The sequence below is a fragment of the Vibrio profundi genome (assembly GCF_005281835.1).
Lineage (GTDB): Bacteria > Pseudomonadota > Gammaproteobacteria > Enterobacterales > Vibrionaceae > Vibrio > Vibrio profundi.
Genome location: NZ_RZIS01000007.1, coordinates 175,877 through 201,003, shown reverse-complemented (window position 1 = coordinate 201,003; position 25,127 = coordinate 175,877). Strand labels below are relative to the sequence as shown.

Below are 25,127 nucleotides of genomic sequence, written 5' to 3'. Positions count from 1 at the left end.
ACAGATTAGAAAGTTAGTGCGTTTTGCCATTCACGGATCCATGGCTTACGATTTTCAGCGATCTCTTCTGAAGAGAAGCTCAACGCTTGTTGTGGAACCGTTAACGTTTCAAAACCTTTAGGCAACGTTACATTCGTTACTGGGTACATCCAGTTGCCAGTTGGCATCGCAGATTGGAACTCATCACTTAAGATAAACGCCATGAACTCATCCGCTAGCTTTTCGTTCTTCGCGCCTTTCACTTTAGCCGCAACTTCAACTTGAGTGTAGTGACCTTCAGAGAACGCTGCTGATGCGAACTTCGCATCGTTTTCCGCAATTAAATGGTACGCCGGAGAAGTCGTGTAAGACAACACCATGTCTGACTCACCTTCAAGGAACATAGAATACGCTTCAGACCAACCTTTAGTCACCGTTACCGTCTTCTTAGCCAACTGTTTCCATGCTTGTGTGGTCTCATCGCCGTATACCGACTTCATCCACAACATTAGGCCTTGGCCAGGTGTAGAGGTACGTGGGTCTTGGTAAATCACTTTTAAGTCGTCGCGCTGCTCAACCAACTCTTTTAAGCTTTTTGGTGGGTTCGCTAACTTTTCTTTGTTGTAAACAAACGCGAAGTAACCGTAGTCGTATGGCACGAAAGTATCGTCAGCCCAACCGTTAGGCAATGCGACCGATGAAGTATCGACACTGTGAGTGGCTAGCAACCCAGTTTGCTTCGCTTCGGCCATTAGGTTGTTGTCTAACCCTAGGATGACATCAGCTTTGCTGTTACCACCTTCTAAGCGAAGACGGTTCAAGATTGATACGCCATCTTCAAGCGCCACAAAGTTAACGTCACAGCCACATTTCTCTTCAAATGCTTTTTCAACGGTAGGACCTGGTCCCCAATCCGCTGCAAATGAATCGTATGTGTAAACGGTTAAAGTATTGTCTGCGGCAATGGCCGAAAATGATGTTGCTAAAGCTAAAGTCGTTAATGCGAATTTCACTGGACGCTCTCCTTGGTCTGAGCGGCACAGGTTTGAGGGAGGAAAATAGAAAAGGTTCCTAACTCAATTCCTACGCCAGCATTATCTGGTTCAGGTTTACGGGTCCCAAGTCGACACTTGATCTCAGCGCACATTCAGTAACTGAATGCTTAGCTCCCCGATGAGTGGTTTGGATTGTAATGCGATTTCACTCAATTAGCCAACTAGATCGCAGTTTATGAGCGCTGATCGTACCCCCAACGTGGAACTAGACCTTGCTCAACACCTAAATGATCGAGTATTCGAGCCACCATAAAATCAACTAAGTCTTCAATTGATTGTGGCTGATGATAGAAACCAGGCGAGGCAGGCATGATAGTGACGCCCATCGTCGAAAGCTTATGCATGTTTTCTAAATGCAGCGTCGAAAATGGCGTTTCACGCACCACCAGCAGCAATTGGCCGCGTTCTTTCATAACAACATCAGCAGCGCGTTCAATTAAGTTGTCAGACATACCATGTGCTATCGAAGCAACACTACCCGCAGAACATGGGCACACGACCATTTGCTTTGGTGCGGCAGAACCAGAAGCAACAGGAGAAAACCAATCTTCTTTGCCACACACGATGAGGTTGTCAGGATTGCAATTCAAGTGCTCTACCAAAGCGGCTTTTGCGGCACCTGGGCCACTAGGTAACTTCAAATCGTGTTCAGTCGCCATGACAACGCGCGCAGCCGATGAAATCAGTAAATACACTTGGTAGTCGGCTGCTAATAAGCATTCAAGTAATCGAAGGCCATAAGGCGCGCCAGACGCCCCTGTAAATGCGAGCGTAATCGCTTTGTTTTTCTTGGTCATTATCTTCTATATCTTAAGCAGCGAGGCACCCCTCGCGACTTTTAATTAAACTTTGCAGTCAATCCATCCAATAGCTTTTGGTGTATCCCTTCAAAACCGCCGTTACTCATCACTAGAATCTGATCTTGTGGCTGAGCTTCTGCTACGATCTTCGCCACAAAAGCAGACATGTCGTCATCAACATGAGCAGGTTGATGGCATTGGTCAGCAATATCTTGCACAGACCACTCAATATTAGCGGGTTGGTATAAATACGTCGAATCTGCCTGCTTTAATGAATCCGCTAACGTTTCTTTATGCACGCCGCGTTTCATTGTTGCCGAGCGAGGCTCAAGCACAGCGATAATTTTCTGGTCGCCCACTTTGTTGCGTAGCCCACCCAACGTTAACTCGATAGCCGTCGGGTGATGCGCAAAGTCATCGTAAACCGTCACACCACCAATTTCGCCTTTCAGCTCTAAGCGACGCTTGGTGTTAATGAACTTGGCAAGAGACTCACACGCTAAATCCGGAGTCACCCCCACATGTCGAGCCGCAGCAATCGCCATCAAGGCATTATCGACATTATGATCACCGACTAAGTCCCAATCTACGACACCAACCGCTTCACCTTCAAAAATCACAGTGAATTTTGAGCCGTCTTTCTCGATCTTTTCTGCCTGCCACTGCCCGTCATTGCCACTGAATTCAGTTTCACTCCAGCAGCCACGTGACAATACATCTTCAATAGCTTGGTCTTGCTTCGGCGCAAAAATACGGCCATTACCAGGAACCGTACGAACTAAATGATGGAATTGGCGCTTAATGGCCTCTAAATCATCAAAAATGTCCGCATGGTCGAATTCCAGATTATTCATGACCAAGGTTCTTGGATGGTAATGAACGAACTTAGAACGCTTATCGAAAAAAGCGCTGTCATATTCGTCGGCTTCCACGACAAAAAACATACTCTCGCCAAGTCGAGCTGAAACCCCAAAGTTACCTAGCACGCCTCCGACCAAGAAACCGGGCGTATAACCGCAATCTTCTAGCACCCAAGCCAGCATACTAGATGTGGTCGTTTTACCGTGTGTTCCTGATACCGCCAGTACCCATCTGTCATGCAATAAGAACTCTTGCAACCACTGTGGGCCAGACGTGTACTTCAAATTATTATTCAATACATATTCGACACAAGGGTTGCCACGGCTCATCGCGTTACCAATCACCACCAAGTCAGGTCTCGGCTCTAATTGTTGAGGGTCAAAGCCTTCAATAATCTCGATGCCTTGAGACTCTAATAAAGTACTCATTGGGGGGTAAACATTGGCATCACTGCCCGTCACTTTATGGCCAAGTTGACGCGCTAAAACCGCGGCGCCGCCCATGAAAGTGCCACAGATTCCTAAGATGTGAATATGCATAAATGGCTTCCAAATAGATGCGAATTAAGACTATTGCACTTATTACCATGAATTCACGCCGAAAAGCGAGTCGCAATGCAAAACAAATTCAGTCGACATAGTAAGTGAGATCTAGGTCGCTTACTTCATTACCATTAAAAAGATCTAACCCTTAAAATCAAATTAGGTGCATAGATGAATAAAGCCCACGAAGAGGCCTACTCAGTCCAAAGCCCAAAATCCCCTATTATTCAGAGAAGTTTAAGGAAATAACATGTCTGAGATGCGCACCCTTGGCGAGTTCATTGTTGAAAAACAAAGTGACTTCCCCCACGCAAGCGGTGATCTTTCATCCCTTTTGTCATCAATTCGTCTTGCTGCAAAAATCGTAAACCGTGAAATCAACAAAGCGGGTCTAGCCGATATTACTGGTGCTGTTGGCGTTGATAACGTTCAAGGTGAAGAACAGCAAAAACTCGACTTATACGCGAATGACAAGTTTAAGGCTGCTTTAGAAGCTCGTGACCAAGTTTGTGGTGTTGCGAGTGAAGAAGAAGACGAAGCTGTCGCTTTCAATAAAGAGCTGAACAAGAATGCTAAGTACGTTGTACTGATGGATCCTCTTGATGGTTCTTCGAATATCGATGTGAACGTATCTGTTGGTACGATTTTCTCTATCTACCGTCGTGTTTCGCCAATCGGAACACCACCAACGGAAGAAGACTTCTTACAGCCAGGCAACAAGCAAGTTGCAGCGGGCTACGTCATCTACGGTTCTTCAACTATGTTGGTTTACACCACTGGTAAAGGCGTAAATGGCTTCACATACGATCCTTCTCTAGGCACTTTCTGTCTGTCTCATGAAAACATGATGATTCCAGAAGAAGGCAAGATCTACTCAATCAATGAAGGTAACTACATTCGCTTCCCAACTGGCGTGAAGAAATACATCAAGTACTGCCAGGAAAGCGAGCCTGAAGATAACCGCCCGTATACATCTCGCTACATCGGTTCATTGGTTGCAGATTTCCACCGTAACCTGCTTAAAGGCGGCATCTACTTGTACCCAAGTACTGAAAGCCACCCAACCGGTAAACTGCGTCTGCTTTATGAGTGCAACCCTATCGCATTCATTATGGAGCAAGCTGGCGGCCTAGCGTCTGACGGTGTAAATCGCATTATGGACTTGAAACCAACTGAGTTACACCAACGTGTACCTTTCTTTGTTGGTTCACCAAAAATGGTGGAAAAAGTGGAAGAGTTTCTTGAGCTAAACAGAGACTAACCCAACATTCCTCTACGCTAATTCACGGGCAAGCTAGTGATTAATCACTTCAGCTTGCCCGTTTCGTTTTATATTCATTAAGTATTGATGGATTTCCTGCACCCCTTCTTTGGTTAACGGCTTCATCAAGAACTCATTCATCCCCGAGTCATAACAACGTTGCTCTGTTTCTTTCAATGCACTTGCCGTTAACGCAAAAATATAACTTTGCTTACCGGATTGAAGCTGTCTGATTTGGCGTGTTGTTTCAAAACCATCCATATTCGGCATCAAGCAGTCCATAATGATCACATCATAGAAACGCTGACGGCATTTGTTCAACGCTTCAATACCGCTCAAAGCAATATCGATCTCTAATCCTTCGTGGCGCAACATTTTACTCGCAACTAGAGTATTAATTTTAGTGTCGTCGACAATCAGCATCGACAACTCACCATGGAACGCAGGTTCCACGGAAGGAGTATCAACGGCAATATTAGAGTGTGGATTGTAGGTGACGACATCAAACTCAAAATAGAAGCTTGAACCAACATCTGGTTGAGAAGAAACGTGTAAACGCCCGCCCATCAACTCAATTAACTGAAAAGTAATACTGAGCCCTAAACCGGTCCCACCATATTTTCGGGTGGTGCTTGAGTCCGCTTGCGAGAACTTATCAAAGACCTTTTCAATCTGCTGTTCAGACAAGCCTATCCCAGTATCGTTAACCTCGATTTTAAGCTTCATATGATGCTCATCAATAGGTTTAGCGCTGAGCACTAAATCTATCCGCCCTTCTTCAGTGAACTTGAATGCGTTATCCACTAGATTAATCAGCACCTGTTTTAGACGCGTACTGTCTACCCCAACGTACAAAGGGTCTTGAGTGTGATTGAAAAACGAAAATTGAATCGCCTTATCTTGAGTCCGAAAACGAAACAGCGACACGACTTCATTCAACAACTCGATAATATCAACCGAGCGCAGCTCTAATTGCAGCTTACTCGCCTCTATCTTCGAAAGATCGAGAATATCGTTAACTATGGTTAGCAGCTGTTCTCCTGAGTGAGTCATCAACTTCACGTATTGCAGCTGTTCCTCATCAAGTTGAGTGCTTTTAATCAGCTCTCCGCAACCAATAATACCGTTGAGCGGGGTGCGAATTTCATGAGTCATTACTGCTAGAAACTCATTTTTGGCAACAACTGCTGCTTCACTTTTTTTCTTCTCAAGCATTAAGGTTTCATGCTCAATGGCCAACCTGCGCATGAGTGAGTCGTAGGCAAAAGCCAAACGGCCAAATTCATCATTTTTATCCAACGACTCTCGCGAAGATTGGGGTAAAGGTACAGATAACGACACCGCATTCACCAATAGCTTGATCGGTTTAAGTACGACTTTTGCTATAGAGAGATAAAGACCGACCCCGACAATGATCAAACCGATCAACAAACCCGCCACCAAAATGGACATAAAGTACGTTACTTTTTGTTGTTCAGCTTTAGGATCCAGTAACAGGAATAAGGTGAGCGCTTGTGGAGGCGTATTAGGATCAAAGAACAATGAGAACTTGTAATCAAAACGGTAGTAATCGCCAAACTGAACGAGTTGATCGGTTCGGTCAGCGGCGACCGCGTTTTTTAGATCTTGGCGGATATCTAAGTCCGTCACTTGATCAATAAAGTGGTTGGTGTACTTATTACGGTTCGAAGCGATGATCTTTGAATCATCATCTTTAAGTAGCGCAACGAACTGGACATCATAAAAACTGCCGGTTGAATTAGTAATACGAATCAAATTAGCGCTGCTAACTTTGGTTTCAGCGGCAATCACGAATGATTCCGATAATTCGACCGCTCGCCCTCTTAGCTGTTCTTTCAAGACAATTTCATAACTGAACATAAGTATCGCCACGACTATCGCGCACAGCAAGACTAAGCTTATCGTTAGCGGCAATACTAACTTACGGGCAATTTTTCTTTGCGGGCGACTCATAAATCAGGCACCTGAACTTTGTTTTTAATGTCCGAACATTCAAAATTCATCGGTTGATTGCTAACCAGTACCTGACACACAGCCTGGGCATTGAGTTGCAAATATTTATCCGCTAGTGCGCTGGCTTGCTGCCCCTCATCAACCAAGCGCAGCCCACTCAATGCATCCTCAAATTCGTCAACTGAAATCCCTTCACGTTCCGCCATTATCGAGTACGCTTCCTGCGGATTTTCACGCGCGAATGCTAGCGCTTTCCCCCAAGCTTGATGAAAACGCGGTACCCAAGTCGGATCCTGATTGACGATTTCAGACTTGACCGAAACAACATCGATCACTTGCTTCGGAATTTCTGAACTATCAAAAATAATGTGGTAGTTGGAGTCACGTAATACTTGCGTAGAAAAAGGAGGATAAGTCACAGCCGCATCAATCGCTTGGCTAGAAAATAACGATTGGACTTCAAGTTGCTCTGAGTTATTAAGCTGCACATCATTCAAACTAAGTTGCGCCTTTTCTAGCCCTAGATGCAGCATAAACATACCTAACGAGCCGAGCTCAGCCATCACCACTTTGCCACGCAGATCGGCTAGATTTTTAATATCAGAGCGCGTCACGATGACATCGCCACCATTCGAATAGTCAGGTAACAGTACTATAGTTAAGGGCTCCTGAGACTCACCGACAACATGCACCACTTCAATCATAGTACTCGCCATACCATCGACTCGACCTTGCACATAAATACGCTGCACATCTGCCAAAGAAGCCAACTCAACTAACTCAATATCAAGACCGACATCTTCGAATATTCCCTTTTGATCCGCTAGGTATAAAAACTCGTATCCAGGCCACGGATTAATCGCGATTCGCACTGTCTTTTTTGTATATTGCTCGCATGAACTTAGTAGCATACAACTCAATATTAAGATCCATCTCATTTTATTGGCGATCCCTGTCTGATTGATTCTTTTTAAATATAGACAAATTGCCACATGATGCTGATAGTTATATTGAATAGTTAATTTCGGAATAAATGATTAGAGACAGAAAGGAGTCGTGAATGAGTTTGAACAACGTGCCCGCTGGTTTATCCCTACCAGACGATCTTTACGTAGTGATTGAGATCCCAGCGAATGCCGATCCGATCAAATATGAAGTAGATAAGGATACTGGAGCGGTATTTGTCGATCGCTTTATGTCTGCACCAATGTTCTACCCATGTAACTACGGATACGTGAATAACACCCTATCTTTAGATGGTGATCCAGTTGATGTACTGGTCCCTACTCCATACCCATTAATGCCAGGTTCAGTGATCCGCTGCCGACCTGTTGGGGTTCTGAAAATGACGGATGAATCTGGTGAAGATGCAAAAGTCTTTGCAGTGCCTCACACTAAACTGTCAAAAGAATACGATCACATTCAAGATGTGGATGACATCCCAGCATTACTCAAAGCGCAAATCACCCAATTCTTCGAACGCTATAAAGAGCTAGAAGCAGGTAAATGGGTAAAAGTTGATGGCTGGGATAATGCTGAAGCTGCTCGAGAAGAGATTCTGACCTCTTATCAACGCGCCAACAAATAAAAAGAGTCATAAAAAAGAGAGCCCTATCATCGGCTCTCTTTTTATTTAAACGGTGTAACGAACGACCAAATTACAAAAGCATTAAAACACCTAGAGACCAAAACTGGCCGTCGATTTTCGGCCCGAGATATAGTCGTCCTTAAACCAAATATTCATCTCATCACAAATACCTAAATACTGCTGACCTTTCACACCTAAAATGTAAGCGTTTTGCTCGCAATACCGTTCAAGTCCGATTTCATACCCCGCTGCATACGCAGCAAACTGCGCTTCTGTAACGGCTTCAGGTGCAAGTAACGTAGATAATGATTCATGGGACTGTTTTAAGCTGCCATTCATCGCACGTTGCGTGCCGTAATCTTGCCAAGCCTCTTTTGTAAAGCTTGTGGGCAATGAAGTCTGAACACAGCCAAGCAATAACAATACGCTACACAACCATAAGGGTTTCATATTTTCCTCCACGTGAAAAATAAACACCGTATGACAACGTGAACCTCGTAAACATACCGAGCAACTCGTCAGCGCCTCACCTGTTCACGCACTATATTCTCTGGCACCAATCTCCGCTGTGTATTTCCTGGGTAAGGTTTGAATCTTGATACAAGTAGATCCAAGCAAGACCAAAAGGCGTCTTTATTTGCTCGCGTCGATATTCAACAGGCACATCTTCTAACTTATCCAGCTCAGCTAACACATCGTCGTTAATTAAGTAGACCTCGCCAAGCACGCTTTTCTTTCCTTCCACAACAGCCGGATAAGCGCCTAAGTCAAAGAGTGAGAAATGAGGCTCTGATTGAAAGCTGCCCAGCAGCTCACTATCACTGAGGTAGTGATGGTTCGACTCACCACATCTCAAGGTACCGTATACGAAAACTAAGTGTTGCATCGTTCAATTCTCCATTTAACCTATTTAGTCAAATTCAAACTGGTAAAGCAAATCCACAGCACTATCCAAACCAGAGACCGCTTCCACATACAAATCTTGCATTAAGCGATAACGCACGGTGAATTCACCCAATGAGTTAAAGATACCAACTCCATATTTCACTTGTAAGCCAGGCAATACATAACCACTCACCGTAACTTGAGAATCGTCACCCGATCCAGCGGTATCTAGCTGCAAATCTTGAACACCAAAGGCTTCGCCAAGCTCTCCCACCACTTGACCACTCTTAGCCAAGCTCAAGCCGATGAGTGTCGTCGTCATGGAGTTACCCCCTGACTCACCATCGATATCTTGTCCACGTAATAAATAAGAAAGCGCATTGGCTTGTGGCATCGCAGGCTCTGAATAAATCTCCACCGCAGGTTCTGACGCAGGCCCCGTCACTCGCACCCCGGCCGTCACATCATCTTGTGTGTTATCAGGGTTTCGAATCGCACTGATCGCAACGTATGGCTGATCAGCTGGTCCATTCATCAAAATCTTACCTTCATTAATGATAAGGTCCTGACCAAACGAACGATAAGTACCGTTTTCGATATTCACTTCACCAGTGATGAATGGGCCTTTGTCTTTCTGCGCCACATTCAGTTTACCTATCAACCCGCCTTCTAGACCAAATGCCGATAGTAAGAAGTCATCACCAATTGAAATATTTACATTGGTTTCCACCTCGAAAGGAATGGTGTTCGCCCCTTCAACTGGTTCAAGATCCTCATTCAAAATCACTTGATCTTTGGATACCCCAACCGCACTAGGTGGCAATTCTTCGACAACGATGCGTCCCCAAGGCAAGGCAATATCACCGCTAATTTTAGCCAACTTAGGTGAAACATCTATGGTCATATCCGGTACCAATTTGATCTTCACCATTGGAGGTAAATCAACTTTCAGCTCTTCGGCAAAGACTCGAACGTTCGTGCTCCAATCTTTTAAATCTTGCCACTCACCTTTACCCGACACTTTAAGTTCACCATCCGGTGTTTGAATGCCAGCATTAAGGTCGGCGCTATAACCATTGAAGTCTAACTCAACTTTACCGCCGTTAACGTCGATTGGAGTGACGTCCCCTTTCACTTTCATCTCATTAATCGAGAATTGACCAAAGACTTGTGGGTGCATTAACGGACCTTTCACCTCAAGATCCGTTTGCAATAAAGCTTCAAGCAAGCTGTAGTCACCGATCAAAGGTTTAAGAAAATCTAAATTGAACGTCGATAAAGAAACCTGAGCGTCTATTTGCTTATCTTGCGCCTGTACATCCGGCAACATGACTCGCCCAGACAGATCACCATTATCTGTGACATCTAATAACCAATCTGCCTGTAGCTGGTTGTCTTTAATATGCGCATTAACCGCAATGCTTTCCCAGCCGACTTGCAGTGGTGCTTCTAGTTTTTGTCCCACTTGACCTTTTGGTAACGTCACCTGCACCTTCACTTCCGGTGCTGTATTTTCTTGCCATTTTGCATACGCTACAGCATCAACAGATCCTTGCACTTGGGTCGCCTTTGGTAAAAATGACTTTACCTGTTCAAAGTCGAACTGGTTAACGGCGAGATGTGCCTCTCCCGACTTCCCTGCAACAACATCTTCCGTTAAACACACGCTGGATTTTGCTTGCTGCCAGCAGTGAGCTTGGACATTTGCTTGTTGCTTATCGATTTCGACTTTCAGCGCCGTCGGAGACTGTAATTCCCACGGACCTTGTTGCGACGTGACTTTAACGCGCTCTAACTGACCATCCCATATCATTTCAGGGGACTGAGTAAAACTGCCCGATATCGCTAAGCTAGTCGACACTATGTTGGATACGACATCTAGTGTTAGGCGATGTTCTTTTTCACCACCTTCCAACTGCAAAGCGACGCTATCAATTGTATTGTCCTGATATTGTGCGTTCGTTACGGCTAAGTTCAAATCGGCTTGAGGGTGCGGAAGTGGGGTCACATTCCCCTTTAAGGATAGCTTTTCAACTTTGGCTTCATTTTGCCAATTAAGTTGATTGACGTTGAGTGCTAGCTGAACGTTTGGCTCTTTCATGGCCCCTTTCAGGTGAATATCACCTAAGATAGTTCCCTTTAAGTCAGGCACACTTTTGGCCAAATCAGGGAAATCGACAGCCACGTCCATTTTCCATTCTTGATCTAATGCGCCTTTTGCTCGTAGCGCATTCGGCCCATGAGATAAGGCTAAACCTTGAGTGTCGAGTTTGATGTTCCCATCAGCTTTAACATCAGAAGCATTGAGCTGGCCAGCGATATTCAGAGGGTATTCGCGTAGTACACCATTAATATTCAATACCGGTAGTTCAACTTGCCATCCGCCAGCTTCCGTTAACTGACCAGACGTCTGCAACGTACCGCTAATATTGCCTTCGGCTTCTGGCCACTGTAGACCAGGCTGAATGTTATCGAGCGCGATGTCAGCTTGCCAATTGATCGGGGCTTGCCAATTAGCCATGACTTTACCGCTCACTTCACCGCCAAGCGTACCCAATTTGATCGACTCCAAATCGATTTGTTGCAAGGTGCCTTTACCTGCAACGTCAACTTGCAGTGGAGGGATCTGCTTCCCTACTATTTTGGTTGTAAGGTCAAGGATGTACCCATCTAAAGAACCACTAGTATTGAGCTTAGAAATATCGACCTGATAATCGCTTTTCCCTTTCAAAGGCCACTGAGCAATACCATCCGTTAGCTTTAAATCAAAAGGCAATGTCGGCTCTAACGGTTGAATACTTCCCGATAACGCGGCTTCTACGACACCAGAAAAATTCGAATCAAAACTTAAATCGGCAACGCTACCACTCGCTGTTAACGTTAACTTTTGCCCAGAGAGTTCCGTTTGCTTCACATTAGTGCTGAGTGATAATTCCAACGGGTAGTCATCTTTAAGCTCAACCTGAGTCGAAAGCTTCGCCGTTGCTTGTGGTACATCAACCTCTAGCGTTTTGATATCAACGCTATTGCCACCAGCTTTGGCTTCTAACCCTAAATGATTGACAACAACCGGAGTTTCTTGCACCAAAGTAAATCGATTCAAATCGAAGCGACGCCAATCAATATTTAACGGAATCCACACTTCCGGAAGTTGAATCGCTTGCTTTGTTGCCGGTTCTTGGGCATTGGTTTCTGCAACCTCTTCACTATCTGTGGTTTGTGCTAATTCAACAGTAAGATTATTCAATAACGTAGGGGCGATCGTCAGGCGATCACCGTTCATCTTCAATGCGGTAGAAAATAGAGTCCAATCGATCTTGTTGCCAAGAATATCCAATTGAATGTCAGACAAACTAATTTTGCCTACCCGTATCGGAAGCGGCATCGCTACGGAAGTCACAGGAGGGGAAGGTTCAGTTTCAGCTAGAGGGTCGCTCTCAGGAAGTGAAGTCAGCGCAAAATCCAAACCTTGAATCGCAACTTCGTCAACACACAGCATAGGATCCACAAGACAACGAGGATTAACGGCTAACGTTAGCTGATCAACTTTAGTGTCTATATTCAAGTTAGGGTCTGTAAACTGCACCTGATTAAGGCTGAATTTTGGAAATATAGAGCCTTGAGAGCTAGCGACTTTTAGCTGGGGCAATGCTTTTTCAGCTCCCCATAAGACTAAATTCAACCCTGGGTTAGTGAACAGCACACCCGCTAATGCAGTGGTGATCAGTAGCAGCAATACCACCAGACTAATAGAACACCATTTAGTCCATTTGAAGATCACTTTAATCATAACTCAGGTCCTAAAGTGAAGTGCACTTGGAATTCATCGCCTGGGTTAGCGTCTAGCCCCCAAGCAAAATCAAGACGAATAGGCCCAACAGGAGATGCCCAACGCACCCCCATTCCGGTACCGGTTTTCCATTCAGCGGTTTCATTGAAGGCATCACCAACATCCGCAAAAGCAGCGATCCACCAGTCACCGACTAGGCGATATTGGTACTCCAATGTACTGGTCGCAATATATTTTGCACCACTTAATGCACCACTTTCATCAGTTGGAGAGATCGACTCATAGCCATAACCACGTAAATTGTTATCACCACCCGCGAAGAAACGTAAGGAAGGAGAAAGAGAGTCAAAGTCATCCGCAAAGTTAGCGCCCACTTCGACACGAGCCAAACCACGATGATTCTCGCCTAAGCTGCGAATCCACGAACTGCGGCCTAATAAGCGCACCACACGAGTTTCAGACAACAAAGAATCGTCACCCGCTTCCACCATGATGCTTTGCTTGTCACCCCAGGTTGGCATCGCACCACCTTTGGTACGACTGCGCGAAAACGAAATACCCGGTAATACGAACTGACCAACATCGTCTTGAATACCTTGCTCATAGTTTTCAATGAGGTAACGGACAAACACCGTACGGTGCCACCCACTATCGAGACGCCAATGCCTTTCAACAGCTAGGTTAGACTCCAAACTTTTGGTGTCTCGGTTGTCGACGTTTTTCATCCCATATTGGATTTGATAATAATCATTTAAAACATCTTCCAAAGGGATCTTATAGCTGGCGGTAATAGTCTGTTCAGGCTTAGAAATAGATAAACTAGTATTGAAGCTATGCCCTTGTTCATTAACCCAAGGCTTTTTCCATTTAAGAGAGCCTTTAACGCCCACATCCGTCGAGAAGCCAATACCCGTTTCCAGTTGATTTTTAGATTGTGGAGCAAGCGAGACTTTCATCGGGATCTGACGCCCTTTGCCCAAATGAGCCAAATCTGGTTCGACAAACACCGATGAGAACCAATCCGTATTCGACAAATTCTGGTTATATTCACCAACTTTTGAAACTAAGTATGGGTCACCCAACTCATACGACTTTAAGGAATCCACTTTGGTTTCTTCAATTTGGCTGCCATTGATTTGAGTTTCACCAAAGTGGTAACGCATACCACTTTGATAATGCAAACGCACGTACGCGCGATTCAGCTCTGGCACCACTTCCAAACGATTCACCAGATACTCACCGTCAAAGTACCCTTTTTGTAAGGCTAAATTACGAATGGAAGACTTGAGTGAATCATAAGCACTATGATTAAGAATGCTGCCTTCTTTGAGATTCGCAGACGCCAGTAACGCTAAAAAATCAGGATCTTTTTCAGCTTCGCCACTCAACTGTATGTCTGACTGATAAATACGGACTGGCTCACCTTGCTTAACCATAACTTGCAGTTCACTACCATCTTCCGAAGGCGTAAACGTCACCTCCGCGTGGTAGTAACCCAACGCATTTAACGCTTCATTGATCAGCTTCTCTAAGCGAGATTGAAATCGTAAGGTGGTCGCGTATTCTTCTTCAGGAATCGCGAGCAGGTAAGCGTCCACATTGTCTTTCAATGCGCCGTCTAGCCCTTCAAATTCAAGGGAGACATCAGCGAAAGCCACCGTCGAAGAAAGTAATGTGCTAATCAGCACTGGCAATGTTTTTCTTATCATGCTTAATTGGGCGAGTAGGTGATCAATACGTTAAGAATTACAGAAATAATACCGCTAAAAGATCACTAAGTCTGTAAGAAATAAGGCATTCAAAGGGTCTCATTGATTAACTTAGTGAACTAACTCGAACAACGTTACGAGTCGGTCGTATGTGATAAAGGAATAGAAAAATGCTTAACAAACAACTGATGGTAACGGCAGATACCGCTCTGCCTGGCCAACCCAACCCCATTGAAGTAACTGAACCTCACTCCGTTAACCAAACCGATCTCAACGCTGAACCTAGCTCAGTTCAACAACAAGTATTGTTGGGAATGGGATGCTTCTGGGGAGCCGAACGTTTGTTCTGGCAACTTGACGGCGTAATTTCAACGTCAGTCGGATACGCGGGTGGATTCACCGTCAATCCAACTTACGAACAAGTATGTACCGGACAAACCGGCCACACCGAAGTCGTACGAGTCATCTTTGATCCGCAGCAGATCTCACTGAACCAATTGTTGCAAACATTTTGGGAACGTCACGATCCCACTCAAGGCATGAAGCAAGGCAACGATCTTGGAACTCAATATCGCTCTGCTATCTACACCTTTAGTGAAGAGCAACACAACCAAGCTGTGCAATCTAAACAAGATTACCAAGCCGCTATCACCCAATCGCTCGCACAAACGATCACAACCGAAGTATTACCGGCAGGACGTTACTACTTTGCAGAAACGTATCACCAACAATACTTAGCTAAAAACCCAAATGGGTATTGCGGTTTAGGTGGTACAGGTGTTTGCTTTCCACCTGAATCTTAGTGAAAGCAAACGAAGTCATTAGTAACAAAAAGCTATAGAGGTAGAGCGGCAATTGTGCCGTTCACTTCTTTAAATATTGAGAGCTTTTGTTTATTGGCGACTTCAGGAAGAAGCACTTTACCTTGATCGAATTGGAACTTACCAACACCTTCAATAGTAAATTGGCCTTTAAAAAGGATTTTAACGAAACGCGCCACTTGACGTGGTCGGTAGGTAGAAAATTCACGTAGCATATACAACCTCAACATCCATTTGCGGTACAACAGTATTAAGCACCAACTTATCCAGTTATTGCTTTACTTATCAGCCAAGTCCTATGGCTAAACCAATACAATTCAACACTGTATTAGCGAATGCAATACATTATACTTTTGTGAAACAAGACTGCAACATTTTTCCACGCCGTACGTTAAACTAACAATGCTGTATTTTATGCAAAGCATATTATACTTCGACAGCAAACCAACAAACGGAACATAAAACAATGAATAAAAAGAAACTTCTCGCTCTCCTACTCGCGACTTCCCCACTGCTTGCTAACGCGCACAACCTTACGGTAGGTCAAACAGTACCCGCTGTAAAAGTAAGTGCTCACGGTGAAATCGTACTGAACGACAATGACACGGCTTACCAAGCTTGGGCAACCGAGCAACTGCTAGGTAAAGTTCGCGTAATTCAAGCGATTGCGGGCCGTAGTAGCTCGAAAGAAATGAACGCACCGCTAATGGCTGCGATCACAGCGTCTAAGTTTGATGCAGAGAACTACCAGACCACTACCGTGATCAACCAAGACGATTCTATTTGGGGAACGGGGTCATTCGTTAAGTCTTCTGCAGAAAGCAGCAAACAAGAGTTTCCTTGGTCTTCCATGGTCGTTGACGAAGAAGGTGAAGTCGCTAAAGCGTGGGATCTTCAAGAAGAAAGCTCTGCGATTATCGTTCAAGACAAACAGGGTAAAGTTCTATTTGTCAAAGAAGGCTCATTATCTGAAGATGAAGTGAATCAAGTAATTAAACTTATCGCGGCAAACATCTGATAACTTATTACTTCTTTTTAAAGAAATCCCCGATGGATATTGTTATATTGTAACAATATCCATTTTTTATTCTGACTTATCGGCAATGTGGCAATATTTTTCGGCAAAACTAAAACTAGTTTCCTGCGTAGCACTGGTCTTTGTACTGATGCTCAACGTGGCCGCCGTTGCGCATGCCTTCGATGACGACCCGACTCATCACCTCCATCACCAGTGTGAGCTGTTTTCTATTGCCCAGCAAGGCTTAGCTCACTCATCACCAGTCGTGCCCGATGTTGATAGTCATCGCTATGTTTTCAATGCACTGGAAGAAAGAGATGTAGAACGCCTCTACTTTGCCTTTCTAGCACGCTCTCCTCCTAAGTTAATAAGCTGAACACTTTTTACTCACTTATTAAATATTTAGGAATTACACAGATGAAACACTCTTCAATCGCTATGTTAGTTAGCCTTGCTCTTTCAGCGCCAGTTATCGCGGAAGATTCTTACCGTTCTCACGATGCACACGTACATGGCCATGTAGAAGTGAACATTGCTCAAGATGGTAATGAGCTATTACTAGAAGTCACCGCCCCTGGTTCTGATGTCGTTGGCTTTGAATATGCTCCAAAAACCGAGCAAGAAAAAACGGCTATCCAACAAGCAACCACATTGCTAAATCAACCAGAAGTAATGTTCCAATTTGCAAGCAAAGCGCAATGTGAGCTTACTTTCAAATCCGTGACTAACACCTTATCAAAAGACGATGATCATGAAGGCCATGATCACAGTGGCGAACATAAGCATGACCATGATGAACACGAGCATCATGACGACCGTGAAGGTCATGACCACGATGAACACGAACATCATGACGATCATGAAGGCCACGACCACGATAAGCACGAACATCATGACGACCATAAAGGTCACGACCACGATGAACACAAACATCATGACGATCATGAAGGTCACGATCACGATGAGCACGAGCATTCAGGTCACGGTGAATTTACCGTTGAGTACCATTACAACTGTAGCTCAATCGAAGATTTAAACTCTGTTGATACAGAATGGTTTGCTAAGTTTACTGATACTGAGTCGATCACAGTTAACCTACTGACCGATAAAGTTCAAACTCAGCAGAAGTTAACCGCAGAAAACTCTGGTTTCCGCTTCTAAATTGAAACTCCACGGTGAAGTAAGTGTCTACTTACTTCACCGTTACCAGATTCGCTATTAGCTTGCAGGAGCTACCATGTCTCGTGAACATGAAAAACCAACACTGGTTGTTGAGCTAAACAACGTGAGTTTTAGCTGGAAGCCTGAACTCGCCCCAACATTAGAAATCGCCTCACTCCATATCTCGCCTCAAGAGCACCTATTTATTAAAGGGCCAAGTGGCTGTGGTAAGTCGACACTACTCGGCTTATTAACAGGCATCAATCAAGCACAGCAAGGCCAAGTTAGGATTTTAGGGCAAGACATCACCCAACTGAGCCCAAGCCAAAGAGACAAATTTCGCGCTGAACACATTGGCTATATTTTCCAGCAATTTAACTTATTGCCGTATTTATCTGTGTTAGAGAATGTCATCTTACCGTGCCAGTTTTCTAAGCCTCGAAAAGAAAAAGTCGATAAAGACCTAAAACAAACGGCCATCCACTTACTCGAACGTCTTCACTTGCCACAGAGCTTAATGGAAAAGCCGGTGACTGAATTGAGTATTGGACAACAGCAGCGTGTCGCCGCCGCGCGTGCATTGATTGGTAAGCCTAAGCTGATTATTGCAGATGAACCAACCTCTGCACTTGACCACGACAACCGTGAGCTATTTATTGAGCTGCTAATGGAACAAGCTAATCAAGCTGAATCAACTTTGGTCTTCGTCAGCCACGATCCGACGTTAGAAAAACTATTTAGCCGTACGATCGATCTCAAACAACTCAATAACGCTAAGGTGGCTGTATGAAAGTAATTACTCACTTAGCACTCAAAAGTGTACTCAACCGCAAAGCGACCGCAATTCTCACCATTCTGACGGTCGCCGTTTCTGTTGTGTTATTACTAGGTGTAGAGCGCGTTCGAACTCAAGCTAAAAGCAGCTTTGCGAACACGATTTCTGGCACCGATTTGATTGTCGGCGGACGCTCTGGTCAAGTGAACTTACTGCTCTATTCTGTGTTTAGAATCGGCAATGCCACCAATAATATCGACTGGAAAAGCTACCAAGAGTTTAGCCAACACAAATCGGTCAAATGGGCAGTACCCATTTCTTTAGGCGATTCCCACAAGGGCTTTAGAGTCATGGGTACCGACCAAAGTTACTTTGAACATTACCGTTACGGAAGTAAGCAATTACTAACCTTGCAGCAAGGGCGTGAGTTTGAAAGTACATTCGAAGCGGTTCTCGGCTCTGAAGTAGCCAAAAAGCTAGGTTATAAGCTGGGTGATGAGATCATTTTGGCGCATGGAATTAGCGATGTCGCCTTTAGCCGCCATGACAACTTACCATTCAAAATTGTCGGAATCATTGCTCCTACAGGGACGCCCGTTGATAAAACCGTGCATGTTTCCTTACAAGCGATTGAAGCGATCCACGTTGGTTGGGAGTCGGGAGCGAACCTTGGACACACTCCAGATATAGAACAACTCAAACAACATCAATTTGAGCCAAAGCAAATCACTGCGATGCTCTTGGGGCTCAATTCAAAAATTCAGACTTTTGCGCTGCAAAGAGAGATAAATACCTACCGTCAAGAGCCATTAAGCGCCATTATGCCGGGCATCGCCTTACATGAATTATGGGGCATGATGGAAGTTGCAGAACAAGCTTTGCTGGTTGTGTCCGGGTTTGTGGTTGTTGCCGGCCTACTAGGGATGCTAAGTAGTTTGTTAACCAGCCTGCAAGAACGACGCAGAGAAATGGCGATCTTAAGAGCAATGGGCGCAAGGCCACGACATGTCTTCAGCTTATTAATAAGTGAAGCTAGTGCGCTGACGAGCTTAGGCATCTTGTTAGGCGTCGGGGGACTCTTCGCACTCATCAGTATTGCCGCGCCAATCATCCAGCAAGCCTATGGCATCAATGTCTCCGTTTCTGCGCTTACCGCATACGAATGGAAGCTTCTAGCGCTGGTTCAAGGCTCGGGCATTTTAATCGGATTCATTCCAGCTTTACGTGCTTATCGTCAATCTCTTGCCGATGGCATGACAATCAGAATTTAGTATCGGAGTTATCGATGAAAAAAATATTGTTACTTATGGTTGGCTTAATGCTAATGCCAACTTATAGCTTAGCGAGCGACAGCGATTCAATGCTGACGCTAGATTGGATTGATTTGATCCCTGAAAATGAGCGAGCACAGCTTGACCCATTTGGCATGCCAACGGTGGATCACTCCAACCCTCAAGCTCAGCAGTCTAAAATCGGCGCGGTTCGTAGTGAGCTTAATGGTAGTACCGTTAAGATTCCTGGGTTTGTTATTCCATTGGAAGGTGACGCAGATAAAGTGACTGAATTTCTACTGGTCCCTTATTTTGGTGCATGTATTCACGTACCACCGCCACCGCCGAACCAAATCATTTACGTTAAGTTTCCAAAAGGTGCACCAGTGCAAGAGCTATGGGATGTCATTTACGTAATAGGAACGCTAAAAACGGAAAGTATGAGCCACGATTTGGCTGAGACAGGGTATTTGATCGAAGGAATGGAAATAGAAGCTTACGATGACATGTAGATGTCATTAACAGTTTGATAACGAGCTAGCTTGTCTGTTTTAAATGATATATTTAGATAGATAAGCTAGCACTGCGACATAGCCCACCAGTAAAAACACAACAGACAACTGCTTTTTCAGCTTATTCTCATTTAGTTGCCGCATAGACCCTCCATTAAAATCTCAACAAATTTAACATTTTTTTATCATTAGCTAAAGTCAAAATTCTTTACCCTACTTTGTAGAGCGGGTTTATCTAGCAACTCAACGCATAAAGAGTTACATTTTAAACCGTTAAGGTCTTATTTTTGCAATGGTAAACATATGTCAGATAGCAAGCAGCCAGTTGTTATTGATCATGATAGTGGTGCACAAAGCTCTGCTCATCATGAGAAGAAAGCCTACATAAAAGACAGCGCGAGTCGCGTACTCGATATTGCGCAAAAGTTTGGATTAGATTCCTTACTCAAAACTTCAAAGGGTACGGATGAGGCAGAAAAAAGCCTGCTAGAACGCGCTTTATTGCGTGAGAAAAAACACAAAGAGCAGTGTCAAAAAAACTTAGAGCAAATTCTGAAACTGGCTCATGTATCCTGCAAAGATGAGACAGCTGGCGACCCAGATCAAGATTGGTTGTATCGCTTCTTTGATATGGCACAGAACATCCATAACACCTCTATGCAAAGGCTATGGGCGCAGGTACTCAAACGTGAAGTAACCAACCCAGGTTCAACGTCGATGAAAGCGCTCCAAGTTCTGCAAGATATGACTCCAAAAGAAGCACAAAACCTGCAGCGAGCCGCATCTTTAGCGTGTAGCTTTGGTAGCGATAACAGCCGTAAATTACTACTCGGCTATAAAGCACATGGCGGGATTTTTAGTTTTGGTAAGCGCGATACCACCAGCACAGTCAACTTAGGCACCTTCAAGCTGCCTTACTCCAGTTTGCTTCATTTGATTGAACTGGGGTTATTACTTGGTACTGAATTGGAGTCGGGGGAGATTGATTTCGACCCAGCACTCAATCTGAGCTATCAAGGAAAGAATATGAGTTTGTTGCCAATCTCAAAAGGAGTGAAGCTCGTGTATTACCGCTTCAGCCCAACAGGCAATGAACTGTGTCAGTTACTTGGCAACAAACCTAACATGCAGTATTACGATCAATTGATCGCCCTACTCAGTCAAAAGTTCACGGTGCAAACAGAAGTTAAAAGTAACATCCACCACACCGTTTAGCGTTTAGCGTTTAGCGTTTAGCGTTTAGCTAGAATATTACGCTCAGTTAGCGCGGCGACACATTGCTCAACCAACTCGTCCAGAGATTTATCGCCCGCTGGCAGGTCGATTTCAGGATCAGTTGGCGCTTCATATACCGAGCTTATTCCGGTGAAGTTAGGGATCTCACCAGCCCGCGCTTTCTTGTACAACCCTTTAGGATCGCGTTGCTCGCATATCTCGAGCGGCGTATTCACAAATACTTCTAAGAACTCTCCATCTGGCACTAAGTCTCGTACTAATTGACGTTCCGCTTGATGTGGTGAAATAAAAGCAGACAGCACAATCAAGCCAGCATCGGCCATCAATTTCGCCAACTCACCAATACGGCGAATATTCTCACGGCGGTCTTGCTCAGAAAATCCTAAATCGCTACACAAGCCGTGGCGAACATTGTCACCATCCAACAAGTACGTGTGGTAACCCATTTCAGCCAAACGCGTTTCCAGCGCCCCTGCCACCGTCGATTTTCCTGAGCCAGACAAGCCAGTAAACCAAAGCACAGCCGGTTTTTGCGATTTTAAGTTGGCACGAAAATCTTTATCAACAGAATGCTGGTGCCATACGATGTTTTCGTCTTTTGGCTGAGGGGAAGTAGTCATAAATAATCCTTAAAATAAACTTGCATCACAACGCTAAAATGGGAAAAAGTAAGGGATTAGGCTCAGCACTAATACTGAGTACACGATTGAAATAGGTATCCCTATTCTCAGGTAATCGGTCAGGTGATAATTGCCTACGCTATACACCAGTAAGTTGGTTTGGTAACCATAGGGAGAAATAAAACTCGCACTCGCTCCAAACAAAACCGCCATGATAAATGGCATCGGGTCGACGCCATAACCCACCGCCATGCTATAGCCAATAGGAAATGACAGCGCTGCGGCTGCATTATTGGTCACCAGCTCCGTAAGGATAAGCGTCATAAAGTAAGTTGCAATCAACGCGCCAAACACGCCCCACCCATTAAATGCTTCGATAAACATATCGCCCATCCGCACCGACAAGCCGGAAGACAACATCAGCTGGGCAATCGACAAGGCAGAACCAACAATCACAACAATATCTACAGGGAAACGGCGACGAAGCTCTGACAGTTGGACAATCCCAAAGCCAATAAGCAATAAGATAAAGACCGCTAACCCTTTAATGATCGGTACATAGCCCGTCAATGCGAAACCAATTACTGCCGCAAAACCAAGCAAAACATAGGCTGACTTATCTCCATCCAACTTAGCACTAGAATCAAGATCATTCATCAACACGAACTCTTTAGCGTGTTCTTGGCGTTGCTGTTCAAATCGCTTACCAGGAACCAGAACCAAGGTGTCCCCTGCAGTTAATACGATATTGCCAAGGCCACCTTCTAAACGTTCATGGCCACGACGAATCGCCACAACAACCGCATCAAACTTGTCTCTAAATTGGCTAGTTTTTAATGTCTTATTACAGAAGCTGGCCGATGAACTAACGACCACTTCAACAAAACTTTGCCCGTTTAAATGATGCTGACCAAATAAAGTCAGCCCTTGAATCTCTTGTAAGGTAGCAACACTTTCAATGTCACCACAAAACAGCAACCTATCACGCGCTTGCAATACAAAGTCGGGATCAATCGAAGCCGTAGTTTCACCATCTCGAATCACTTCAGCTAGAAACAGCTTTCTTAATGCTCGTAGATTGTTTTCACTCACACTACGGCCAACTAATGGTGACCCTGGCTCCACTCGCGCTTCTAAAAAGTACGGTAAATCATCTTGAGAATGCTCGTCATAACTTGGTAACAGGTAACTCAGCGGGATCAAGATCAACACCCCACCAACAAGCACAGCTAGACCGATCAACGTGGGTGCAAAAAAGCCTAAACTTGGCAAGCCAGCGTCTTCAACAAAACTATTAATGATCAAGTTTGTGGAAGTACCGATCAATGTCAATGTGCCGCCTAAGATCGCAGCGTAAGAAAGCGGGATCAATAATTTTGAGGGCGCATGCTGTTGATTACGTTTGATCGCACCGATCAACGACACGACAACCGCTGTATTATTAGTAAAGGAAGAAAGTAACGCTGTGGAAATACCCAACTTTGCAACCACTGTGCCTAGCCGACCTTCAGATATATTTCGGCTAACCCAGCTGATCAAGCGAGTTTTCTCCAATGCACTAGAGGCAAGTATAAGAAGAACTAATGTCAGTAAAGATGAATTGGTAAAGTTTGTCGCTAAACTCGACAGATCAATCAATCCACCGATAAACGCCAAAAACGCAGCGCCAGCAAAAATAAAGCTAGGTTTAATTCGAGTTACAAGCAGGCAAGTAATAATGCCAAGCAGTATCGCTAATACAAATCCTTGTTCCCACATAACTCGTCCTTTAAAGGTGGAAGCAGGTGCTTCCACCTATGATTGTCAGTCGTTCAGTAACGAATTACTTCAATAGCTGACTTAAGTCTTTCGCATCCCAGTGTGGGAAGTGCTTACGAATCAGAGCGTTGAGCTCTACTTCAAACGCAGAGAAATCACCAGTTTGCAGCTCAACAGAATCAAGTCTGTCTCGAATCAAACCTGCGCCAACAGTGACGTTAGTTAGGCGATCAATCACGATGAAACCACCGGTGTCCGCACTATCTAAGTATTTATCCAGTGCTACCGATTCATTCAGTGACCACTCACACAAACCGATACCATTAAGAGGTAGCTCTTGTGCTTCATAGCTTGATAGGTTGTTGATGTCGTACTGGTGACGAATCGCTTCCACTTGACCAACGGTTTTCTTGCCTGCGATCTTAATGTCGTAAGCTTTACCTGATTGAAGTGGTTGCTCTGTCATCCACACCACGTCCGCAAGAATGTGATTCGTTGATTCAATTTCCGCATTTTCTAGAACAATTAAGTCACCACGGCTGATATCAATTTCATCTTCCAGCGTTAGCGTCACCGCCAGGCCAGCTTGAGCCGACTCCAAATCACCATCAAAGGTTACGATACGAGCGACTTTTGATTTCTTACCAGAAGGTAGCGCTTTGATTTCATCGCCAACTTTGACGCAGCCTGATGCAACCGTACCTGCGAAACCGCGGAAATCTAAGTTAGGACGATTCACATATTGCACAGGGAAACGGAACTCACCAGCGGATCGCGTCTGGTCAATATCCACATTCTCAAGCACTTCTAATAGTGAAGGGCCTTTAAACCAAGCCATTTCAGGGCTTGCGGCAGCAACGTTTGCTCCTTCCAATGCAGATACCGGTAAGATCTGAATATTGGTATCGCCTTCAAGGTTCTCAGCAAACTCTAAATACTGATCGCGAATCTCTTCAAAACGATCTTGAGAGTATTCCACGAGATCCATTTTATTCACTGCTACGATGAAATGTTTCAAGCCAAGCAGGTTAGAAATAAACGAGTGACGGCGCGTTTGATCCAACACCCCTTTACGAGCATCAATCAAGATCACGGCAAGATCACACGTCGATGCGCCGGTTGCCATGTTACGTGTGTACTGCTCATGTCCTGGAGTATCTGCAATAATGAACTTACGTTTCTGCGTAGAGAAATAGCGATAAGCCACATCGATAGTAATGCCCTGTTCACGCTCTGCTTGTAACCCATCCACTAGAAGGGCTAAATCTGGTTTCTCACCAGTAGTACCAACACGTTGGCTATCAGAGTGAACCGCAGCTAGCTGATCTTCATAAATTTGCTTGGTATCGTGGAGCAAGCGACCAATTAGCGTACTTTTCCCGTCATCTACAGAACCACACGTTAAAAATCTAAGCATCGACTTATGTTGGTGTTGACTCAGGTAGCCTTCAATTCCTAGCTCGGCTAGTTCGGCTTCTACTGCACTATTCATTTTTCTTTCCTTAGATTTC

The 25,127-nt window shown here is 44.6% G+C and carries 23 protein-coding genes and 1 riboswitch; of the genes, 10 read left to right on the top strand and 13 right to left on the bottom strand.

The features are described from left to right. Positions 1–5 precede the first annotated feature (5 nt). The 3 genes from thiB to mpl all read right to left on the bottom strand — a co-directional run bounded on the left by thiB (position 6) and on the right by mpl (position 3,234). Positions 6–992, bottom strand: a complete 987-nt coding sequence (thiB, locus tag ELZ11_RS17320) for a thiamine ABC transporter substrate binding subunit (protein ID WP_137358649.1) — start codon at positions 990–992, stop codon at positions 6–8. 50 nt (positions 993–1,042) lie between these two features. Further along, positions 1,043–1,162: riboswitch (TPP riboswitch) on the bottom strand. Positions 1,163–1,207: 45 nt separating this feature from the next. Continuing rightward, positions 1,208–1,831 carry a flavin prenyltransferase UbiX gene (locus ELZ11_RS17315; RefSeq protein ID WP_137358648.1) on the bottom strand — a complete coding sequence of 208 codons (624 nt, stop codon included), beginning with the start codon at positions 1,829–1,831 and terminating at the stop codon, positions 1,208–1,210. Positions 1,832–1,872: 41 nt separating this feature from the next. Continuing rightward, positions 1,873–3,234 (bottom strand): UDP-N-acetylmuramate:L-alanyl-gamma-D-glutamyl-meso-diaminopimelate ligase, encoded by a 1,362-nt coding sequence (mpl, locus tag ELZ11_RS17310; RefSeq protein ID WP_137358647.1) that lies wholly within the window; start codon positions 3,232–3,234, stop codon positions 1,873–1,875. 253 nt (positions 3,235–3,487) lie between these two features. On the opposite strand from mpl, the gene fbp reads away from it, so the two are divergent. Continuing rightward, positions 3,488–4,498, top strand: coding sequence for a class 1 fructose-bisphosphatase (gene fbp, locus ELZ11_RS17305; RefSeq protein ID WP_137358646.1), 1,011 nt, complete (start codon positions 3,488–3,490; stop codon positions 4,496–4,498). 33 nt (positions 4,499–4,531) lie between these two features. Here fbp and ELZ11_RS17300 read toward each other — a convergent pair whose 3' ends face one another. Next, positions 4,532–6,472 carry an ATP-binding protein gene (locus ELZ11_RS17300; RefSeq protein WP_137358645.1) on the bottom strand — a complete coding sequence of 647 codons (1,941 nt, stop codon included), beginning with the start codon at positions 6,470–6,472 and terminating at the stop codon, positions 4,532–4,534. Next, positions 6,469–7,383 (bottom strand): ABC transporter substrate-binding protein, encoded by a 915-nt coding sequence (locus ELZ11_RS17295; RefSeq protein WP_167494711.1) that lies wholly within the window; start codon positions 7,381–7,383, stop codon positions 6,469–6,471. Before ELZ11_RS17295 ends, ELZ11_RS17300 begins: the two co-directional genes overlap by 4 nt. Positions 7,384–7,532: 149 nt before the next feature. Here ELZ11_RS17295 and ppa point away from each other — a divergent pair, with 149 nt between their 5' ends. After that, positions 7,533–8,060 (top strand): inorganic diphosphatase, encoded by a 528-nt coding sequence (gene ppa, locus ELZ11_RS17290; protein ID WP_137358643.1) that lies wholly within the window; start codon positions 7,533–7,535, stop codon positions 8,058–8,060. 90 nt (positions 8,061–8,150) lie between these two features. On the opposite strand, the gene ELZ11_RS17285 is transcribed toward ppa, so the two are convergent. The 4 genes from ELZ11_RS17285 to tamA all read right to left on the bottom strand — a co-directional run bounded on the left by ELZ11_RS17285 (position 8,151) and on the right by tamA (position 14,444). Next, the gene (locus tag ELZ11_RS17285) at positions 8,151–8,510 is read right to left on the bottom strand and encodes a DUF2799 domain-containing protein (RefSeq protein WP_137358642.1); all 360 of its coding nucleotides are present in this window, start codon (positions 8,508–8,510) and stop codon (positions 8,151–8,153) included. 91 nt (positions 8,511–8,601) lie between these two features. Then, on the bottom strand, positions 8,602–8,946 hold the full coding sequence (locus tag ELZ11_RS17280; RefSeq protein WP_137358641.1) for a gamma-glutamylcyclotransferase family protein: 345 nt from the start codon (positions 8,944–8,946) through the stop codon (positions 8,602–8,604). 24 nt (positions 8,947–8,970) lie between these two features. Then, positions 8,971–12,735 carry an autotransporter assembly complex protein TamB gene (tamB, locus tag ELZ11_RS17275; RefSeq protein WP_137358640.1) on the bottom strand — a complete coding sequence of 1,255 codons (3,765 nt, stop codon included), beginning with the start codon at positions 12,733–12,735 and terminating at the stop codon, positions 8,971–8,973. Beyond that, entirely contained in the window at positions 12,732–14,444 is a 1,713-nt protein-coding gene (gene tamA, locus ELZ11_RS17270) for an autotransporter assembly complex protein TamA (protein WP_137358639.1), read from the bottom strand. Before tamA ends, tamB begins: the two co-directional genes overlap by 4 nt. 170 nt (positions 14,445–14,614) lie before the next feature. On the opposite strand from tamA, the gene msrA reads away from it, so the two are divergent. Further along, on the top strand, positions 14,615–15,247 hold the full coding sequence (gene msrA / locus ELZ11_RS17265; RefSeq protein WP_137358638.1) for a peptide-methionine (S)-S-oxide reductase MsrA: 633 nt from the start codon (positions 14,615–14,617) through the stop codon (positions 15,245–15,247). 32 nt (positions 15,248–15,279) lie between these two features. On the opposite strand, the gene ELZ11_RS17260 is transcribed toward msrA, so the two are convergent. After that, a complete protein-coding gene (locus ELZ11_RS17260) occupies positions 15,280–15,480 on the bottom strand; it encodes a DUF1107 family protein (RefSeq protein ID WP_137358637.1) in 201 nt (66 codons plus the stop codon). A 251-nt stretch (positions 15,481–15,731) separates the two neighbouring features. Here ELZ11_RS17260 and ELZ11_RS17255 point away from each other — a divergent pair, with 251 nt between their 5' ends. The 7 genes from ELZ11_RS17255 (at position 15,732) to ELZ11_RS17225 (ending at position 21,217) form a co-directional block, all read left to right on the top strand. Continuing rightward, positions 15,732–16,283 (top strand): YtfJ family protein, encoded by a 552-nt coding sequence (locus ELZ11_RS17255; RefSeq protein WP_137358636.1) that lies wholly within the window; start codon positions 15,732–15,734, stop codon positions 16,281–16,283. 85 nt (positions 16,284–16,368) lie between these two features. Further along, a complete protein-coding gene (locus ELZ11_RS17250) occupies positions 16,369–16,659 on the top strand; it encodes a DUF2607 family protein (protein WP_137358635.1) in 291 nt (96 codons plus the stop codon). A gap of 41 nt (positions 16,660–16,700) precedes the next feature. Then, the gene (gene zrgA, locus ELZ11_RS17245; RefSeq protein ID WP_137358634.1) at positions 16,701–17,444 is read left to right on the top strand and encodes a zinc uptake protein ZrgA; all 744 of its coding nucleotides are present in this window, start codon (positions 16,701–16,703) and stop codon (positions 17,442–17,444) included. 76 nt (positions 17,445–17,520) lie between these two features. Continuing rightward, on the top strand, positions 17,521–18,234 hold the full coding sequence (locus ELZ11_RS17240) for an ABC transporter ATP-binding protein (protein ID WP_137358633.1): 714 nt from the start codon (positions 17,521–17,523) through the stop codon (positions 18,232–18,234). Next, complete coding sequence (locus ELZ11_RS17235; RefSeq protein ID WP_137358632.1) at positions 18,231–19,490, top strand: ABC transporter permease; 1,260 nt, start codon at positions 18,231–18,233, stop codon at positions 19,488–19,490. The genes ELZ11_RS17240 and ELZ11_RS17235 overlap by 4 nt, the downstream gene beginning before the upstream one ends. A gap of 14 nt (positions 19,491–19,504) precedes the next feature. After that, entirely contained in the window at positions 19,505–20,002 is a 498-nt protein-coding gene (locus ELZ11_RS17230; protein WP_137358631.1) for a DUF3299 domain-containing protein, read from the top strand. A 303-nt stretch (positions 20,003–20,305) separates the two neighbouring features. Then, the gene (locus ELZ11_RS17225; protein WP_137358630.1) at positions 20,306–21,217 is read left to right on the top strand and encodes a TIGR03899 family protein; all 912 of its coding nucleotides are present in this window, start codon (positions 20,306–20,308) and stop codon (positions 21,215–21,217) included. A gap of 17 nt (positions 21,218–21,234) precedes the next feature. Here the strand turns inward: ELZ11_RS17225 and cysC are convergent, their stop codons facing one another. The 3 genes from cysC to cysN form a co-directional block, all read right to left on the bottom strand. Continuing rightward, complete coding sequence (gene cysC / locus ELZ11_RS17220; RefSeq protein ID WP_137358629.1) at positions 21,235–21,858, bottom strand: adenylyl-sulfate kinase; 624 nt, start codon at positions 21,856–21,858, stop codon at positions 21,235–21,237. A 33-nt stretch (positions 21,859–21,891) separates the two neighbouring features. Next, complete coding sequence (locus ELZ11_RS17215; protein ID WP_137358628.1) at positions 21,892–23,616, bottom strand: SLC13 family permease; 1,725 nt, start codon at positions 23,614–23,616, stop codon at positions 21,892–21,894. 64 nt (positions 23,617–23,680) lie between these two features. After that, on the bottom strand, positions 23,681–25,108 hold the full coding sequence (gene cysN / locus ELZ11_RS17210) for a sulfate adenylyltransferase subunit CysN (protein WP_137358627.1): 1,428 nt from the start codon (positions 25,106–25,108) through the stop codon (positions 23,681–23,683). Between the last annotated feature and the right edge of the window lie 19 nt (positions 25,109–25,127).